The 19407-nt window shown below is 44.9% G+C and carries 15 protein-coding genes and 1 pseudogene; 8 read left to right on the top strand and 8 right to left on the bottom strand.

Annotation, left to right across the window (positions count from 1 at the left end):
- Positions 1–37 precede the first annotated feature (37 nt).
- From ONT19_RS12590 to ONT19_RS12580, 3 genes are all read right to left on the bottom strand, one after another.
- Positions 38–2272 carry an AAA family ATPase gene (locus tag ONT19_RS12590; protein WP_420377554.1) on the bottom strand — a complete coding sequence of 745 codons (2235 nt, stop codon included), beginning with the start codon at positions 2270–2272 and terminating at the stop codon, positions 38–40.
- A 110-nt stretch (positions 2273–2382) separates the two neighbouring features.
- Positions 2383–2685: an ATP-dependent Clp protease adaptor ClpS gene (locus ONT19_RS12585; RefSeq protein WP_006849241.1), complete on the bottom strand. Its 303-nt coding sequence runs from the start codon at positions 2683–2685 to the stop codon at positions 2383–2385.
- 10 nt (positions 2686–2695) lie between these two features.
- A complete protein-coding gene (locus tag ONT19_RS12580; protein WP_118066656.1) occupies positions 2696–3202 on the bottom strand; it encodes a flavin reductase in 507 nt (168 codons plus the stop codon).
- Between the two features lie 381 nt (positions 3203–3583).
- Here ONT19_RS12580 and ONT19_RS12575 point away from each other — a divergent pair, with 381 nt between their 5' ends.
- Positions 3584–5641, top strand: a complete 2058-nt coding sequence (locus tag ONT19_RS12575) for a TonB-dependent receptor plug domain-containing protein (RefSeq protein ID WP_264952105.1) — start codon at positions 3584–3586, stop codon at positions 5639–5641.
- 145 nt (positions 5642–5786) lie between these two features.
- Here ONT19_RS12575 and ONT19_RS12570 read toward each other — a convergent pair whose 3' ends face one another.
- Positions 5787–6770, bottom strand: coding sequence for a cation diffusion facilitator family transporter (locus tag ONT19_RS12570; protein ID WP_437183498.1), 984 nt, complete (start codon positions 6768–6770; stop codon positions 5787–5789).
- A 239-nt stretch (positions 6771–7009) separates the two neighbouring features.
- On the opposite strand from ONT19_RS12570, the gene ONT19_RS12565 reads away from it, so the two are divergent.
- Positions 7010–7189 (top strand): hypothetical protein, encoded by a 180-nt coding sequence (locus ONT19_RS12565; protein ID WP_264952104.1) that lies wholly within the window; start codon positions 7010–7012, stop codon positions 7187–7189.
- A 253-nt stretch (positions 7190–7442) separates the two neighbouring features.
- Here the strand turns inward: ONT19_RS12565 and ONT19_RS12560 are convergent, their stop codons facing one another.
- The 4 genes and pseudogenes from ONT19_RS12560 to ONT19_RS12545 all read right to left on the bottom strand — a co-directional run bounded on the left by ONT19_RS12560 (position 7443) and on the right by ONT19_RS12545 (position 11463).
- The gene (locus ONT19_RS12560) at positions 7443–8648 is read right to left on the bottom strand and encodes an IS256 family transposase (protein ID WP_264952103.1); all 1206 of its coding nucleotides are present in this window, start codon (positions 8646–8648) and stop codon (positions 7443–7445) included.
- A 151-nt stretch (positions 8649–8799) separates the two neighbouring features.
- Positions 8800–9114 (bottom strand): annotated as a pseudogene (locus ONT19_RS12555) (energy transducer TonB); the annotation flags it as partial.
- 906 nt (positions 9115–10020) lie between these two features.
- Entirely contained in the window at positions 10021–10851 is an 831-nt protein-coding gene (locus ONT19_RS12550; protein ID WP_218433434.1) for a zinc ribbon domain-containing protein, read from the bottom strand.
- Positions 10852–10857: 6 nt separating this feature from the next.
- Positions 10858–11463, bottom strand: a complete 606-nt coding sequence (locus ONT19_RS12545) for a hypothetical protein (RefSeq protein WP_118139235.1) — start codon at positions 11461–11463, stop codon at positions 10858–10860.
- A 757-nt stretch (positions 11464–12220) separates the two neighbouring features.
- Here ONT19_RS12545 and ONT19_RS12540 point away from each other — a divergent pair.
- From ONT19_RS12540 to ONT19_RS12515, 6 genes are all read left to right on the top strand, one after another.
- Positions 12221–13450: a nucleoside recognition domain-containing protein gene (locus tag ONT19_RS12540; protein WP_089545119.1), complete on the top strand. Its 1230-nt coding sequence runs from the start codon at positions 12221–12223 to the stop codon at positions 13448–13450.
- 101 nt (positions 13451–13551) lie between these two features.
- Positions 13552–15015, top strand: a complete 1464-nt coding sequence (locus ONT19_RS12535; RefSeq protein ID WP_022121361.1) for an oligosaccharide flippase family protein — start codon at positions 13552–13554, stop codon at positions 15013–15015.
- A 739-nt stretch (positions 15016–15754) separates the two neighbouring features.
- Positions 15755–16294: a hypothetical protein gene (locus tag ONT19_RS12530; protein ID WP_119237940.1), complete on the top strand. Its 540-nt coding sequence runs from the start codon at positions 15755–15757 to the stop codon at positions 16292–16294.
- Positions 16295–16341: 47 nt separating this feature from the next.
- The gene (locus ONT19_RS12525; protein WP_264952102.1) at positions 16342–16509 is read left to right on the top strand and encodes a hypothetical protein; all 168 of its coding nucleotides are present in this window, start codon (positions 16342–16344) and stop codon (positions 16507–16509) included.
- Complete coding sequence (locus ONT19_RS12520) at positions 16502–16996, top strand: hypothetical protein (RefSeq protein ID WP_264952101.1); 495 nt, start codon at positions 16502–16504, stop codon at positions 16994–16996. Before ONT19_RS12525 ends, ONT19_RS12520 begins: the two co-directional genes overlap by 8 nt.
- Positions 16997–17244: 248 nt before the next feature.
- Positions 17245–19386, top strand: a complete 2142-nt coding sequence (locus ONT19_RS12515; protein WP_264952100.1) for a S46 family peptidase — start codon at positions 17245–17247, stop codon at positions 19384–19386.
- Positions 19387–19407 lie beyond the last annotated feature (21 nt).

Genomic DNA, 19407 nt, shown 5'->3' with positions numbered 1-19407 from the left:
TATCTTTTATCAAGAAATTCTTGACTAGACTTTCATTCTAATAATTAATCACCAGTTCCTTTCCGTCAAAGTCGACATGCGCCTTGCCACTCTTCTTGAGTTTGCCGAAGAGCAGCGCCTTCATCAGGATCGGTTTCAGGCGGTTACCGATGACACGGTCCATCTCGCGGGCACCATATTCCTTGGTAAAGCCCCATTTCAGCAACTGTTCACGCGCAGCATCGGTTAACGTTACGGTAACTCCCTTTGCAGCCAGTTTCGCATCAAGTTGACGAAGTTTCTTGGCAAGAATCAGCTCAGCCATGTGCTTATCCATATCGTTGAACACCACCATGTCAGAAAGTCGGTTGATAAACTCAGGCTTGAAAGTCTTCTTCACCTGTGCCAGCATCGCTTCGCCACGACTTACGTTTCCATTGAAACCTACGCTAGCCCGTGAAGCATATTGTGCTCCGGCATTTGAGGTCATGATGAGAATCACGTTACGGAAATCAGCCTTCTGACCCTTGTTATCAGTCAGACGGGCATAGTCCATTACCTGGAGCAGGATGTTGTAGATATCGCTATGCGCCTTCTCTATCTCATCGAGCAGGAGTACACAGTTTGGCGTCTTGCGGATGGCATCGGTCAGAAGTCCTCCATCCTCATAACCCACGTATCCGGCTGGCGAACCGATGAGTTTTGCCACGGTATGCTTCTCGGTATATTCACTCATATCGAAGCGTACCAGTTCGATGCCGAGTTCCTTGGCCAACTGTCGTGCCACCTCGGTTTTTCCTACTCCGGTAGGTCCCACGAAGAGGAGCGAAGCCAATGGTTTGTCATCATCTGTCAATCCCGCCTTTGCCATCATCACAGCCTCAACCACCTTGTCTACAGCCTTGTCCTGACCGTAAATCTTGTCGAGTATGCGCTGGCGGAGCGTAGCCAAAGCATCGTTATTCTCATCTTTCATCGCAGCCGCATCAATCTTGCAGACTTTAATCAGAATCTGCTGGATGATAGACTTGGTAACATAAGAGCGCTGGCGAGATTCTACCGGATGCACCTCCAGATAAGCACCCGCCTCATCCATCAGGTCGATGGCCTTGTCTGGCAGACAGCGGTTGCTGATATATTTGGCGCTGGCACGGACGGCATATTCCAGGGCGTCCTTGCGATAGGTTACATTGTGGAACTTGTTGTATTTATACTGCAAGCCCTCCAATATTTTGATAGCCTCCTCCTCGGTAGGTTCCTTGATATCTATCTGCTGGAACCGGCGCACGATGCCCTTGCTCTGAGCCATGTAACGGTTATATTCCTCGTAGGTGGTAGAGCCGATGAAACGGATATCGCCTGCCTCCAGATATTGCTTCAGCATATTGGATGCATCAGGTCCGCCATCTGAGCCACGACCGGCACCTATCATATTATGAATCTCATCGATGTAGATAATGGTATTGCCTTCCTTCACGGCTCCCTCCATCACCATCTTGATGCGTTTCTCGAAGTCGCCGCGATATTGGGCACCGGCAAGCATCTGTCCCATATCCATGCCGTAGATGCGAGCCCCCTTGAGGCGTTCAGGAACCTGGTTTTCGTTGATGAGTTTGGCGAGACCATAGACCAGAGCTGTCTTGCCGACTCCGGCTTCTCCGATGTGGAGCGGATTGTTCTTCTCGGCACGGCAGAGCACCTGGATGGTTCTGTCCAGTTCCTGTTCTCTTCCGATGAGCGGATTGTGCTCTTCTACCTTGTCAGAAATACAGGTAACCAGCTGATGCCAATCCTGTACAACCTGTCTTCTGCCTTCTTCCTCGTCGTCGTCATACTCGTTGGCATAATCGTCATCATCAAAGTCTGCTCCCATGCCCATGCCAGCCTCTCCAGTATCTTCTCCTATAGGATAATAACTGTCAACGCTCGCCAGGAACTCGCCCTGCCGGTCGCCCACATTCTTGCACAGCAGGAAAGCGGCTTCTGAATTCTGCAAGCCAAACATCGCCTGCACAAAATGGGGTACATTCACCAGCTGTCTGTCGGCAGCAGCAGCCAGGGCGCACGCCGTTCCAAACATGGTTTTGAAGAGCGATGACGGCTCTGGCAGATACTTGATGGTTTCAGGCACACGCTCCTGCTTGGCGAGCCATTCCACCAAGTCTTCGTGCATTTTGAGGCTGTCTACGCCTTCTTCCTGCAGCGCCTGACAGAATGCATACTGCCTGAGCAACGCCAGCAGCATGTGCTCGGGCATCACGAACTCGTGATCGAAGAACCGGGCTTGCTTCATGGCATCGTCCATCAGAACACTCATATATCGGGTCAATCCCATATTATCCATTCTATTCTTTCCTTTCTTTTTCTTAGCATATATTGGGGATATTTCCCCGAAATCAACGCCTATTCCGGCATATAAGTGAGTTTAAGCGGAAACTTCTGCGTACGGGCTTTCTCCATCGCTTTCTCCACTTTACTCTTGGCGATGTCATAGCTGTAGGTGCCCACCACGGCTTTTTCTTCGTGATGAACCTTGAGCATGATTGCTTCAGCCTCAGCCTGCGACTTGAAGAAGATGGATTCGAGGATTTCTACCACGAAGTCCATCGGTGTGAAGTCGTCGTTGAACATCATTACCACGTAACGCCCCGGCTCCTTGAGCCTGGTTTTCTGGCGTTCACGAATTGCTGTTTGTTCTTGAGCCATATTTTAATTCTTACTTTTTATAAGCATTGGTAATCTCCACAACATAAACATCGTGGAATCCACCCTTGGCACCATACCATTGGAGCAGGTCCTTGTCGAGGAACTTCTCGGCGGTCATACTGTCTTTATAAAGTTTGTGGCATTCCAGGGTGAGTCGTGACTGCTCGAAACCAATGCAGCCATTATCGGTTTCTACAGGAATCAGTCCTGTTTCCTTCACCTTATCCAAATCGCGTCCGCTCTTAGAGCCGCAGAAGTTATAAATCTTCCGAGCCTCCTCGCTGTTGCCGAGGAAAGAGAGAGTCATGAATTCATTCTCCTCGATGATGCCGTGGGTGAAACGCTCCGGACGGATAAAGACCACAGCCACCGGCTTGTTCCAAAGCCATCCCAAACAGCCCCAAGAGGCGGTCATCATATTGAAATGATCCTTGTTGCCGGCACATACCAGCATCCACTCCTTACCAATAGTCTCGAAGACGTTGTCATTCAGTTCTTTTACGTTGATCTTTTCCATCTTATCTGTTCCTTTCTTTTTAATTTCTAATTACCATAAAATTGCGACAGCAGTATTCTGATTGCTGAATGCTGCCCATATCAACTGCAAAGATACAAGAATAATCTGAAAAAGCGAATGTTTCTTTAAGAAAATCGCATCACCCTATTGAGGATTATGCCTAATTAATACTTTTTTATGCCACAAGAAGGCTGAATTGAATACGATTTGTGAGGTAGGAAACCGACCTTAATTTACATTAACTTTGTATCGGCAGTTGAAAAAATAATTCACATTTTATTTTGTCAGTTGCCCAAAAGGCAGTACCTTTGCACCCCGAATGCCGAAAGCTGGGAAGGCGGAAGGCTTCGATTTATTATTCATTTATAAACATTTAATTTAATGTACAAAACAATTTTCAACAAGCGCAACAGCTTGAAGTTCAACCGATTCTCTAACAAGAACTACTCACTCTTCGCAGTTTTGGGAAGAGAGGTACTTGTTGGCGCACTCAGCGTTGCTACCCTGAGCCATGCTAAGGCAGCAGGCGTAAGCACAGAGGGAGCCAAGGTTGACTCTACCCTCTACAAGGGCGGAAAGGCTTACGAGCTGGATGCGGTAAGCGTTACCGGATCTCGTGCGCCAATGACTGTAGAGCAGTCACCTAAGATTGTGTCTGTCATTACCCGCGACGATATTCATCGTGCGGCTGCGCAGACTATCAACGATGTATTGAAATTAGCTACCGGCGTGGATGTCCGTCAGCGTGGTGGCTTTGGTGTTCAGACGGATATCTCCATCAATGGTGGAACCTTCGACCAGATTACCATTCTCTTGAATGGCGTCAACATTTCCAATCCTCAGACTGGTCACAATGCTTCTGATTTTCCTGTAGCTCTTGCTGACATCGACCACATCGAAGTGCTCGAGGGGGCGGCATCGCGCTTATTCGGAACTTCAGCCTTCAATGGTGCCATCAACATCGTAACCAAGAAGGCTAAGAGTGAGGGGGTATCTGCAAGTGTAGAAGGCGGAAGCTTTGGAAGTTTCGGAGCACAGGGACGTGTGCAGACGGCTTTTGAAACGGGCAAGTGGACCCAGGCTTATTCCGTAAGCGGAGGCTACAAGCGCTCGGATGGCGGCACGGAGAACAGCGATTTCGAGAAGGGACAGGGCTACGGCAATCTCTCTTTCTCTTACGACCAGCGTTTCGACATCATCGCCCAGTTGGGTATTGCTAGCCAGAGCTACGGCGCCAATACTTTCTACAGCGCCAATTACAACAACCAATATGAGAAGACAGACCACGGTATGGCTTCTCTCAACCTGAGTCTGCATAACCAGGAGAAGACCTGGGAGATTGCGCCTCAATTCTATTATAACAAATTCAAGGATCACTACCAGCTGAAACGCGGTATAGCTGGAGCTGCAGCAGGCGAGAACTATCACGACCTAGATGTTTATGGTGGTGGACTGAATGCCAACGTGGCTTGGGCTTTGGGTAAGACCGCAGTAGGTTTCGACATCAGTAAGGAGTGCATCTACTCTACTGCATTGGGCGAGGAACTCGCAGAGAAAGACTATAAAGATATCTCGGGGTCTGATCGTCAATATACCCGAAAGGGCGAGCGCACCAATACCAACATCATGCTGGAGCACAACTTCATCTTCGGCGGCTTCACCTTGTCGGCTGGTGTCTTGGCTAACAAGAATACAGGTTTGGACAACGACTTCCGTTTCTATCCTGGTGTGGATATGAGTTATCGTCCTAACGACAACTGGAAGTTCTACGCTTCCTGGAACAAGGCATTGAGAATGCCTACCTACACCGACTTATACATAAATAATGTGGTGCAGCAGGGCGACATCAACCTAAACCCGGAGAAGAACTCCACCTTCAAGGTAGGTACTCAATATCGCCAGACTGGTTTTGCCGCAACCGTAAGCGGATTCTACGCACACGGCACCAACATGATTGACTGGGTTCAGACATCCGTGACCGAGCAGAACGACAGCCAGTATCACGTGATGAACATCGGAAAGCTCAACAACATGGGCTACAACGTGGATGCAACTATCTACATGAGAGAGTTGGTACCAAACAGTTTCATCACCCGCATCAAGTTGGGTTATGCTTACATCTATCAGGATCATAAGACTGAGACCAACATCCTGAAATCACTCTATGCATTGGAGTATCTGAAGCACAAGGCAGTATTCGGCCTGGATCATCAAATCTGGAACAAGCTTTCAGCATCATGGAGCGTAAGATGGCAGCAGAGAATGAATGGCTATCATCCATACACCAAGGTGGATTGCAAGCTGATGTGGGACGAGAAGAAATACAATATCTTCGTGAAAGCCGACAACATCACTTGCCACCGCTACTACGACCTCACAGCTGTTAAGCAGCCAGGTTTGTGGATTATGGCAGGAGCCAGCGTAAATCTCGGCCGATAATATAATCAGATAATAATCATCCCAAAAGATGATAAATATCCGAAACACGATTCGGATATCAAATAAAAAAACGAGCCTTGATGGAGGTTTCTTCCTTCCGTCAAGGCTCGTTTCCTTTTATTCCGGCTATTTCCTTTTATTTCAGTTATTCCGGTTTCTGATATTTTCCGTTCACTTTAATCGGTTCGAGATGGATTCCCACATGGGTATCTGCACCGAAGTGCTGCTTCAGTTTTGTTTCGATATGAGTAGCATGCTCATGCGCCTCATAAAGCGAAAGAGAACCCGGCATACGGACGTGCATTTCTATCGCAATCTTGTTTCCGATGCGACGGGTACGCAGGTTATGAATCTCTTCTACTCCCTGCTCTTCGTTCGCAATCTTCAGGATTTCATCTTCCTCAGTTTCTGGAAGACTGGCATCCGTCAGTTCTTTCACAGACTGCATCACCAGTCCCCAGGCAGCCTTGATGATGAAGGCACTCACGATGATGGCTGCAAGCGGATCGAGCACCGCCCACTTTTCTCCCAGGATGATGGCGCCACCAATACCGAACATCGTTCCGATACTCGATAAAGCATCGCTGCGATGATGCCAGGCATTCGCCACTACAGCCTCGGAATGATATTTCTTTCCGGCTTTAACCGTAAACTGATAAGCCCATTCCTTCATCACGATACTTACGATGGCAGCAATCAAGGCTACAACGCCCGGCTGCTGGAGTGTCTCGCCGCAGATGGCACGATAGGTCTTGGTTACGCCAGAATAACAGATCATCACACCCACCACGAATAGCGAAATACCGATGATGGCTGTGGCAAGCGTCTCGTATTTGCCATGCCCATAATCATGGTCCTTATCCTTCGGCTTATTGCCTAGTTTTACGAATACCAGTACCACCACATCGGTGGCGAAATCGGTAAGCGAATGGATGGCATCCGCTATCATGGCTGCAGAATGTCCGAGAATACCTGCAGCAAACTTCAGTACGAGCAGCACCACATTGATGATGCTTCCCGCTATCGTCACCTTATATACTTCCTTTACTCTATCCGCATCAGCGGAATGATTCTTTTTCGTTTCTGCGGGCATCTCTTGCTCGTTATTTATTCTCTCATTCTTGTCCATACTATAAAATATAACAGAAGTCCTTTGCTTCCTTAATAATGTTTTTGTATAACCAAATTCCTGTCTTTCATGAATTGAGCGGCAAAAGTACATCTTTTTTCTGAAATCGGATAAAAAGAGAGATTAAAAAAGTATAACGAATAGGGAATAATGTGATAGCGAAGAGAGAAAAGCATGGAATTTTGTGATAAAGTTGTATCTTTTTCTTGAAAACAGAGAAAAGAATAAGAAGAAAAACTATGGAATTCGACAAATCACCGAACTTAAAATATCAAGCCGTAACTGTTAATTCTGCGAAAGAAAATTGCGGAAATCCGCAAAAATTCTACATAGAATTAATAAAAGCATTCTTTTTGCAAAAGAAAAATGCGGAAATCCGCAAAAATCTTTCCTGTTATGATTGTAAATATAGAGACTAATATCTACCTTTGCTACGTATAGACGATAGTTTTATGAAGTATGTGATAACAGGCGACCTCATCAAAAAATACCAAAACGATGATGGCATCGTATTTATGGACGTATTTGATTTCTTGTTGGATAAAGATTCTATATGATAATTTATAAGGAAAGGGGGTGTAATTTAAACTGTGTCAAGGCTTGTTCTTAACTTTCATTCCCACTCCCTGCTGGGGGCATGCCCCCAGCAGGGAAGTCTTTTCGGCTGCAAAGTTACATAATTTTAAATCTATCTCCAAATTTTATTGCCAATTGTTGAGAAATTTGTCCCCAATTTGCCAGTGGCATAGTCCATTTCTTACGGATGTTGCGGTAAGCTAAGTACACAAGCTTCTCCAAAGAATTATCCGTAGGAAAGACCCCTTTAGTCTTTGTGACCTTTCTTACCTGTCTGTGATACCCCTCAACCGTATTGGTCGTATAAATGAGTTTACGGATGGCTGGAGTATATTGGAAATACTCTGTCAGACGTTCCCAATTGTCACGCCATGACTTGATGACAATTGGGTACATCTCTCCCCACTTAGACTCTAACAGGTCTAAATTAGCAGCAGCGGAGTCTTTGTTTACTGCACCATATACTGTTCTTAAATCCTTGATAAACTCCTTTTGATGCTTACTGCCAACATACTTGATAGAATTGCGTATCTGATGGACAATACAGAGCTGCACAGAACTCTCAGGAAATACGCTTTGGATGGCATCTGGGAAGCCTTTGAGACCATCAATACAACAAATCAAGAGGTCTCGAACACCACGGTTCTGAAGATCCGTAAGAACTTCTAGCCAGAAGTTAGCTCCTTCACTCTTAGACACATACATACCTAACAGTTCTTTTTGGCCTTCCTTGTTGATACCAAGAATGTTGTAAATGGCTCGTGTGACAGCTCTGCCATTCTCATCCTTTACCTTATAATGGATAGCATCAAGCCAGCAAATGGCATATACAGGATCGAGCATGCGAGACTTCCAGGCGGTGATTTCGGGTAATACACGGTCTGTTATAGAGCTGATAGTATCGGCTGATAGAGTTGTGTTGAACTCACGCTCAAAGTAGCTGCTGATGTCACGTGTGCTGGTGCCCATGGCGTACATCTCAATAATCTGGTCTGCCATGCCATTGGCAAGAATAGTCTCACGCTTCTTTACGGTCTCAGGTTGGAAAGTTCCGTCTCGGTCACGAGGAGTCTCTATAGTGACCTCACCATATTTTGTTTGAACCTTCTTACCCATCTTACCATTACGACGGTTGCCGGAAGAGCGTTCCTCTTCACTTAAATGAGCGTCCATCTCACCTTCGAGAGCTGAGTTGAGAATACGCTCTAACAATGGAGCTAATGCTCCGTCCTTGCCAAATAAGGCTTCACTACTACGCAACTGCTGAGCTGCTTTCTTGTAATCAATTTCTAAGTTGTCCATAATATAAAAACTGTGTTAAACTACTTTTATTGTAGCTTGACACAGTTTAGTTTACACTCTCTAAGGAAAAGGCTAATGGCTATCTTGGATATTTCCCCTCCAAGATTGCCATTTATCCCTAAGTAAATCGAGAGTTATAAACTCGAATATTTTATGAAAGCCCAAAGACTATCGGGATAGTATATTTCACCCTAACACAGTTTCCCTTAAGCTTCCCTGGTTTCCATTTAGGCATAGCCTTGACCATTCGCATAGCCTCTTTATCCAAAGTAGGATCAACACTTCTTGTAATCTCAACATCTGTAATTCTTCCATCTTTCTCGACAACAAATTTTACTATCACCCTACCTTGGATTCCATTTTCTTGTGCAACTACAGGATATTTGAGATTAGCCGCAATGAAGGATGATAAGGCATTAGAGCCACCAGGGAATGAAGGCATTTCTTCTACTTGTTCGTAAATTTTATCTGTATCAACCAATTCCGAATTGCCATCTATAGGCATCATAATCGACTTGACATGTTCCTCTTTTTTAAAGACATAGACATAATTTGTAAGATACTTGTTTTTTATCCCCAAATCATTAAATTTTACGACCAAAGGCTTGGCATCTTTATACGTTACCTTTGCTGTATCTGCATCTATGAAGAAATCATCATTTATTTCACCATAATACCCTTCTCTATTGCCTCCACGCCAAATCCAATAAGGCTTTCGATTTACGAGTATCGAAGTCGGACAAATCATATTCTGAACATAAACGAACTTGTCAAAACGACGTAGTCGCTTTGCAGTCTGAAATCCCCCATACTCATTAAAATCCTTTTGAAATTGTGGAGCTTCTGCTATAGGCACAGATACATATATAGTAGCTTTTATTTCATTAAAATTGCATGTAATAGGAAAATATTCTTTGTCTGCATTATACTTTTCCAAATCCAAGCTCCAATTTCCCCCCATTCTATCCTTAATTGCGTCATAGCAAATGGAGTCAAACACAAACTTTGAAGATTGCTGTAAACGCAGTTCGTAAGCTGTAGTCTTCTCGAATTCTCTTATCTCATTCCATGCACTAAATTTTTCCTTCACATTTTTCAAGACTCGTCCTCTGTCGGTCATTTCATATCGTTCCCGTTCTGAATTTTTTGCTGCATTCTCAATAAGTCTTTGCCAAAACAGTGTATTTGAATCCACCGACTTTTTATTTCTTGCACCTCTATTGTTCTTACCCATAGAAGTGGTCTTACCCTTAACCGTTTGAGACGTTTGCCCCATTTTTCTCATTTGAGGCTTTCTCGTTTGAGCATTGCTACCAACCATACATAGCAAAGCTACTATAAGTAAAATAATATGTTTCATAATTTTCCTTTTTTATAGAAAAGCATTAGTACTATTTATTTCCATCTTTATCCCATCATTTTCTCCTCGCGAAAATCTTACGAACCTTTGTCCATCCCACTCTTGAGATTTTCTGACGCAATAAGTTTGGAAGCCATATCCCTTATCTACGATTCTTACCAGAAAAGGATTCCAATCGTAATATGCTTTGTTTATCACTTCTGTTATATCCACGCCATCCAATTCCTTCCGTTCTTTCATCGGAAGTTCCATCACGCAGCTTCCATATTGGTTAAAAGCATCAACGGTATGACGTTCACACTCTGCAGAATGCCAAAACGTTTTACTAGGATACTTCATCTCCATTATCAGAAGCAATCTTCTTTTCAACTCGCCTGATACAATTGCAGGAAAGACAAAATCCTCGTATGATGTTTCATCGTCATAAACGTACACATTATCACCTCCATCCGTCAAATACCAGAAATAGTCATCACCCTCTTTCAGCATTTTAAATGCATATACTTCTTGTGCTTCGTCAGATAAAGTATCACCTTTTGTAGTTTGTGCTTTTGCTGCTTCTTTCACAAGCTCTCTGCCCCCTTCTTTCAGTCCTACTTTTATCCCAACAAACAGAATTACCACAAGTATAGCAGAAAGCACCTTCCAAGACTTTCGCCAGAAAGATGTTTTCTCCTCACGATCAACTGTGGTGCTTGCCTCTTCAGGCTCTATACTATCTACTTTTTGAGTCATAGACTTTTCTGTGTCAGCATCAAGCCATTCACCGCAATATCTACATTTTTTTGCCACGGCAAGGATTTCCTCCCCACAATAGGGGCAACGTTTATGCTTTGTATCCATACATTTCTATTTGTCAAACAAATCTTGATAAACCTTAGCCCATTCTCGCCAAGAATATCCACGAGAAGGATGACGCTGGCGAATCATAAGAGCCTTATCTTCGCCGCCAGTGCTAAACCAACGAGTATTAACCTCATCACCATTAGCCAGAAACAGTTTCTCACCATCTTTCTCGCCAAGAGGATAAAGTCTATTGAAGAGACCATAACCCCAAGTTATGATAACATCAGGTTTCAACTCTTCAAGAATTTCCTTGAATGCCGAAACAGAGCTATTAAACTCGTCAGAAGTATCCTTTACACCTGGTCTTGCTATATTGAACTGAATAAAATTGTAAAAAGCAAGTTGATTCCAAACGCATTCTCTATCATCTACAGATATTTCCCTGTTCAACAAAGCCTTTGTTTGGCTAGTATAGCCTCTATAGAAAGAGGCATCTTCACCACTTACAAAACCGTCCACAATTTCTTGAGTAAATGTATGGTGACAAGGAGCACCAGCATTTTCTTCATTATAATGGCTTAGTCCTAACAACAACACTTTCTTGCCACTATTCAAGAATCCTTTCTCGTAATCCTTACCAACAAAAGGATAAGCATTTACATGTTTCATACGCTATTCTATTTTAAAGTTATTAAATGTCGGGGACAAAGATAGTGATTCTACTTGACACTATCAAGTCCATAATGGTTCATAAGCGAAATTTCTTGATTTCGGCTTAACAAAAGTAGTAAAAATCGTTCTGTTTCATTGGTATATTATCATTTTGCCAGGTGTTCCCGAGACTTGGCGGGTTAAGATTTCGGTTTCGGCAAAATAAAAAAGCGTGGGAACTTACCTGTCACTCGTCCCACTCTCTGAGGCCTTCGCATTGCCCTGCACTGTTGAACGAGCAACGTCGAAGCCCACGCCGATATGTATACACTTTTCCCTATACGGATATAAGACCTATCGCTTTGACGCAATAAGCCATACCAGTAAAGGGATGTGAATTAACACATCCCGAGAGCACCTACCGTTGCTATGTTCATTGACAGTGCATGAAGTTTGCGAAGTTTCAGAAAGTCAAGAACAAAGCGCTAAGTATGCGCCTTTTCCATTATGTCGTGATCCTTACTCAGAATCATCGGCAAATATACGAATAATGTTTGAAAGAACAAAAGTTTTTAGCAAAAAATCTTCTTTGAGGGATAAAAATCATCAAATTCCTCCCTCTCTGAGGGATTTTTCTGTATTTAACCACGCTATGCGAAATTTTTATTGTACTTTTGCACCCGTGCTTGGAAAAGCAACAAACAGGCTCTCAAACCTTTCTACCAAGCTGGCAGAAAATTAGAGGCTATAGAAAATTGAAGAATTATACAAATAAATGGTTTTAAATTACATTTGGATAGCATTTTTCGTGATTGCGTTCATCTTCGCACTCATCGGATTGGCAATGGGAGATACGACTATCTTCCAGAAGATTGTAGATTCCACCTTCGACTCTTCCAAGAATGCCTTCGAGATTTCTCTCGGACTTACGGGCGTGCTCGCCCTCTGGCTTGGCATCATGAAGATTGGAGAGAAGGCGGGAGTAGTGAATGTGTTGGCCCGAGCACTCAGCCCGGTCTTCACCCGTCTCTTCCCCGATATTCCGAAGAACCATCCGGTGATGGGAAGCATCTTCATGAATATCGCTTCGAATATGCTGGGACTCGATAATGCGGCAACACCAACAGGATTGAAGGCGATGCAGCAGATGCAGGAGCTCAACACGAAAAAGGATACGGCAACGAACCCGATGATCATGTTCCTGGTTCTGAACACATCAGGACTCACCATCATCCCTACCACCATCCTCGCCTTCCGTGCCTCCTATGGTGCAGCCCAGCCTACGGATGTCTTCATCCCTATCCTGATGGCTACGCTCGTGGCTACGCTTGCCGGAATCATCATCACTTCGCTCTGGCAGCGCATCAATATCCTGCAGCCGGTATTGCTCGCTACTCTGTTGGGAATGTGCGCCTTCGTAGGCATCATCATATGGGGATTCGGACAGATGGACAAGGATACGATGAACACGGTTACCACCCTGGCTTCTAACATGATTCTCCTGGGCATCATCCTCTGTTTCATCCTGGCTGGTTTCTGGAAGAAGGTGAATGTATATGATGCATTTATCGAGGGAGCGAAGGAAGGTTTTACTACTGCGGTGAAGATTATCCCTTATCTCGTAGCGATTCTCGTGGGCATCGGCGTGTTCCGTGCTTCGGGAGCGATGGATATGGTGATTCAAGGCATTTCGTGGTCGGTAGAACAATGCGGTTTGAACGCTGATTTCGTAGGCGCCCTACCTACCGCCATCATGAAACCGCTGTCGGGAAGTGGTGCACGAGGCATGATGCTGGAGGCGATGAAGAACTATGGTCCTGATTCGTTTGTGGGCAGATTGAGCTGCATCTTCCAGGGTTCCACCGATACCACCTTCTATATATTGGCAGTATATTTCGGAAGCGTAAGCATCAGGAATACCCGCCACGCCGTGGCTTGCGGCTTGCTCGCCGATTTGGCTGGAGTCATCGCAGCAATCGCTATTGCATATTTATTCTTCGGATAAGAGTCTCCCACAGATTTCACAGATTTACACAGATAATCTTTGAATGACGGCGCAAGCCCAATTTAACATTTAATACTTAACATTCAACATTAAGAAAGATAATGGCAAGTTTAAAATCACTCGCAAAGGATACCGCCATCTATGGTTTGAGCAGTATCATCGGCAGATTCCTCAACTATCTGCTTGTACCACTCTATACGGCTAAGATCAGCGCCGCCAGTGGTGGTTATGGTGTTATCACCAACATGTACGCCTATACGGCGTTACTCCTCGTTATCCTGACCTACGGAATGGAGACCACCTTCTTCCGTTTCGTCAACAAGGAAGGAGAAAACTCAGAAAAGGTTTATCACACGGTATTGAGCATGGTGGGATTCACTTCCCTACTCTTCATCGCCCTGGTATTCCTCTTCATCACGCCTTTGAGCGATGCGATGGGCTATGCCGACCATCCGGCTTATGTATGGACCATGTTCGTAACCGTGGCTATTGATGCCTTCCAGTGCATTCCGTTCGCTTACCTCAGATACAAGAAGCGCCCGCTGAAGTTTGCCGCCTTCAAGTTGCTCTTCATCGGTCTGAACATTGCGCTCAACCTGGTTTACTACGTCATCATGGATGGTCACGATGTGGGTTATGCTTTCTACATCAACTTGGTTTGTACCGCCTCCATCACCTTCTGTTTCTACAAGGAGCTGAAGGAAGGATTCATGGGCGAGAAATGCTCCTGGAGCGAATGTAAGGTGCTCGTCAGGAAGATGATGGGCTACAGCTGGCCAATCCTCGTGCTCGGTATTGCCGGTATTCTGAACCAGACAGCCGACAAGATTCTCTTCCCTTACATCTATGAGAAGGGCGATGCTCATGCGCAGCTCGGAATCTACGGAGCAGCCAGCAAGATTGCGATGATCATGGCGATGATAACCCAGGCTTTCCGTTATGCTTACGAGCCATTCGTATTCGGCAAGGCGAAGGATAAGGACAACCGACAGACTTACGCTTCGGCGATGAAGTATTTCGTAATCTTCACCCTGCTCGCCTTCCTGGTGGTAGTAGGTTATCTGGATGTATTGCGCCACATCATCGGTCGCGACTACTGGGATGGTTTGAAGGTAGTGCCTATCGTAATGGCTGCCGAAATCATGATGGGAGTATATTTCAACCTCAGTTTCTGGTACAAGCTCATCGACAAGACCATCTGGGGTGCTTACTTCTCGGGCATCGGTTGTGCGGTATTGATTGCCATCAACGTTATCTTCGTACCAGTTTATGGTTACATCGCCTGTGCCTGGGCCGGTTTCGCAGGTTATGGAACAGCCATGCTTCTCTCCTACTTTGTAGGTCAGAAGAAGTATCCAATCAACTATCCGGTGAAGGAGATTATGATTTATGTGGTTCTCGCCCTCATCCTCTTCGCCGGAATGACCGAGGCTAACAGATACTTCTCCAGTGGAATTGCCTGCCTCATCAACACGGTGCTCATCCTCATCTTCGCCGCTTATCTCGTGAAGAAGGATTTCCCATTAAAGAGTCTGCCAGTGGTAGGAAAATACTTTAGAAAGTAAGAGATTCCAATCATTGAGATTATATTCCAAGAAGTCCGTGGACAATGTGTAAGTCCACGGACTTCTTTTGTTTATATTATACAGAACCTTCGCATGCGGTTCAAGAATAGACAAAAGGACCCAATGTTCCTGGTCCCGAGCAATACTCAGGATATAATAGCAGCCAGCAAGGCGCCCTGTAAGAGCTAAAGCAAACGGCTGAGTGAACGAAACGAGACGACTGAGTATTTTGAAGGATATGACTATGCAAGCTGAAGGATACGGCTCCGTTAACCGAAGGATACGGCTCCGTAAGCTGAAGAATATGACTGCGCAAGTGAAAGAAGGCGTCTGATCAGGTTCAAAGAGATAGAATATGGAGTTCAAGGAGACTGCTTCTAGGAAGTTGCCACTAGGCTCAGCAGTTCTGCTGAGCCTAGTCAGCAGGTCTGCTCACTGCAGTCAGCAGGTCTGCCGAGCCTAGTGACAACACCTTTTAATCGTACAACAATACCCCCTATAGTTGTACGACTGTACACCTTTTAGTTGTACAACTACACACCCTTCAGTTGTACAACTATAAACTTTTAGACGTACAACAATGAATCCACCGATTGTTCAACTTGACTTTTTCTCCCATTTTATACATCAAAAACAAGAAATAGTCCGAGAATTCTCAAAAAAAGTAATCTTCCTTTTCGTTATTCCCTCATAAAAGTATATCTTTGCAACGATTATTCCCTCATAAAAAATAAAGAGCATGAGAAAGATACTACAAGACAAAATCTGTATGAACGATATCAACAAGATATGCATCATGACACAAGGCAAGGAGAACGACCACCGGAAGGAAGAGCTTTACCAACTCACCTTCGATGAAAACGACCGCGTATCGTTCAATGCACTTTGGGCTTTAACCCATTTCGATGAAGCCAACAACCCTTGGCTCTTTCAGAAGCACGATGACCTGATAGATAGGGTTCTCGTAGAGAAGAATGAGACCAAGCGCCGCCTGATGCTTCAACTCCTTCTCCGTCAGCCTTTCGAGGAAGAATCACTCCGTTCTGATTTCATCGATTTCTGCATCGCCAAGATTACAGCCTGTTCCCAGCCCTACGCCATCCGCTGCTACTGCATGAAGCTCGCCTACGAGCAGATGAAGTACTATCCCGAACTCCTGGAAGAGTTAAGAATGGCCCTGGATATGCTGGAGCAAGAGGTTCTATCACCAGGAATGTTATCGGCAAAAAGGCAAATTATGAAGAAAATCAAGCGAAGCCTTGGAAAATTCGGGAAATAGTCGTAACTTTGCAAACGTAATATTCTAACAATATAATACATAAATGGATGGAGATACAACTGAACGATTATCACAAGAAAGTCAATGCCCAAAAGATGGTTTCCATGGCTTATTGGCGAGAGCATCCGCTTTCGCTGGAGGAGTGCTTAGCTCAATTCAAGCGCTTGCGGGAACAACGGCTTGCAAAATATTATAAAAATGAATCATATGAATAAATTTTCTAAAACAATAATAGTAATACTTATAGCAACATTTTTACTCATAATAATGTGCTATATTAGTAACAAGAAAGAGTCTTCATACTCTACACAAATTAATCAAGAACTCTATGAAGACAATCTTGTAGATACTATTTGTGAAAACATCAAGAAAGACTCCCTTGGTGAGTCTAAAGAAAAAGACTTAGATGAATATTTCAGAAAGCCTCACGTTAATATCAGAAAAAGCTATGTCTTAATTATGACAAGTACACCCAATGGCGGAATAGACTTTGAAGAAATAAAGCGTTTTTCTCATTATGTTAAAGACTTTGCTGTAAAAAACAATCTCTCATACGAAGAAGCAGATAGTCTTTTATATGAAAGAGAATGCAAGAGAAGATATAACAATTTACATCATCTCGATTCTTATTCTGATTTAGAATACGAAAATCAAATACTAAAAGATAGAGTTGAAGAATTGGAGAAAAAGCAAGACTATTAAATTTAAACAACTTCGCTCCATTCAAAGAGAGCCACCAATAAGGAAAGCCTTCGCAAGAGGAATGTACCGAGACCAAAAGGCGATCTATAGAAGAAAAGAAGGTACAACCAAACCAAAGAGCCCACTTTATAAACATACCTTGCAAAAAGTAGACAGAAAAGGTGGACTGAAAATTTAAAAGGTGGACAGAACTGGTGGAAAATGGATAATAATAACATCATAATAAAAATAGAAAACAAAAACAAGTAATGAAGAAAAAAGCAACGGTCCTTATCGCCTCTATCATGGCGTTCTGCGGAATCAATACCGCACACGCTGACGAGGGAATGTGGACGATTTACAACTTGCCAAACGCTGTGTATGAGATGATGCAGCGCGAAGGCTTCAGTATGACTTACGACCAGCTCTACAACGGCGAGAACGCCCTGAAGAATGCTGTGGTAAACTTCTCTGGCTATTGCTCGGGCGTAGTCGTTTCTCCAGACGGTTTGGTATTTACCAACCACCATTGCGGTTTCGAGGCTATCAGAAGCCACTCTACCGTGGAGCACGACTATATGCTCAACGGTTTCTTTGCTAAATCATACGCAGAGGAATTGCCTAACGAGAATATGTTCGTAAGCTTCATGGTTGAACAGAAGGATGTAACCGATAAGGTGATGAGCCTCGGATACGAGAAACTCGACAACAAAAAGCGTGATGAACTCATCGATTCTCTGGAGAATGAGATGACCCAAGAGGCGAAGAAGAACGATTCTACCCTCCATATCACCGTTCAGCCTTTCTACGAGGGCAACAAGTGGTACGCTACTACTTACCGCGACTTCACCGACCTGCGTCTGGTTTTCACCGTGCCAAAGTCTATGGGTAAGTTTGGTGGCGATACAGACAACTGGATGTGGCCTCGCCAGACCTGCGACTTCTCTGTATTCCGCATCTATGCTGACCCTAAGACCAATGGTCCTGCTGCCTACAGCAAGGACAATGTGCCTTATCATCCTAAGCGTTGGGCTCAGGTTTCTCTCCAGGGTTACAAGGATGGCGACTATGCGATGACCATGGGTTACCCAGGCAGCACAGAGCGCTATCTTTCAAGCTACGGAATCCAGACCATGCGCGATGCTGAGAATGCACCTCGTGCCCAGGTTCGTGGCGTAAAGCAGGAGGTGATGCAGAAGCACATGCGTGCCGACGAGGCTGTCCGCATCAAGTACGACAGCAAATACGCCAGCTCTTCCAACTACTGGAAGAATGCCATCGGTATGAACAAGTGTATCGACTCTATCGGCATCGTGAATCTGAAGCGTGAGTACGAAACCCGTCTCCGTGCTTGGCAGGATACAGCCAAGGCAGCCAACGACCTCGCCCACAAGGTAGATTTCGACAAGCTCGCCAAGCTCTACAAGGAGAGCGCAGACGTGAAGTATGCCTGGACCAACTTCTCTGAATCTTTCACCAGAAGAAGCAATATCGAGTTCTCTACCCGTGCCATCAAGCTCCAGACCAACATGGAGGTGAAGGGCCCTGAGAAGAACAAGAAGAAGCAGTATCATGAGTTTGAAGATAACTCTGCAGAATGGGATATGGCGCTCGATAAGGAGGTGCTCGCTACCCTCTTGAAGAACTACAAGGAGCACGTAGATGCAAAGTGGTTGCCTAAGTTCTACAAGACCATCGATACTGAGTTTGGCGGCAACTACGCCAAGTATGTGGATTATCTCTGGGAGAAGTCGCTCATCATGAAGAAGGGTGCCAAGCTCTATTTCAACAAGAAGGGATATGAGAAGGATCCAGGCGTAAGCTTCGGTATGGATCTGAACGATGTATATGGCGATTTCGCTGCTCAGATGGGCAGCATCAACGACAGTATCGCCGAGCAGGAGAAGTATCTCTGTGCTGCTAAACTCCGTATGGAGGAAGACATGCCTCACTACAGCGACGCCAACTTCACCATGCGATTGAGCTACGGTCAGGTAGGCGGTTTCGACCTCGGTGGCAAGCCATCAGGCTATTATACCACAGCCGAGAGTCTCGTTGAGAAGATGAAGAAGGGCGATAAGGTCATCGATTACTACGCTGAGCCTATCATGCACGAGCTTCTCTCTGAGAAGGATTTCGGCAAGTATCAGGATAAGGCGACTGGCAAGATGCAGCTCTGTTTCCTCACCAACAACGATATTACCGGCGGTAACTCTGGTAGCCCTATGTTCAACGGCAAGGGCGAGTTGATTGGTCTTGCCTTCGATGGCAACTGGGACAGTCTCAGTTCTGACATCAACTTCGACAAGCGTCTGGCTCGCTGCATCGGTGTGGATATTCGCTATGTGCTCTACCTGATGGATAAGTGGGGTCACGCAGACCGCCTCTTGAAGGAGATCAATGCGAAGTAAATCCTATCTCTAAATCAACAG

Origin of the sequence: Segatella copri, from assembly GCF_026015625.1 — a bacterium.
Taxonomy (GTDB): domain Bacteria; phylum Bacteroidota; class Bacteroidia; order Bacteroidales; family Bacteroidaceae; genus Prevotella; species Prevotella copri_H.
The sequence above is the reverse complement of the archived record's forward strand: the minus strand, read 5'-3'. Positions and strand labels throughout refer to the sequence as shown.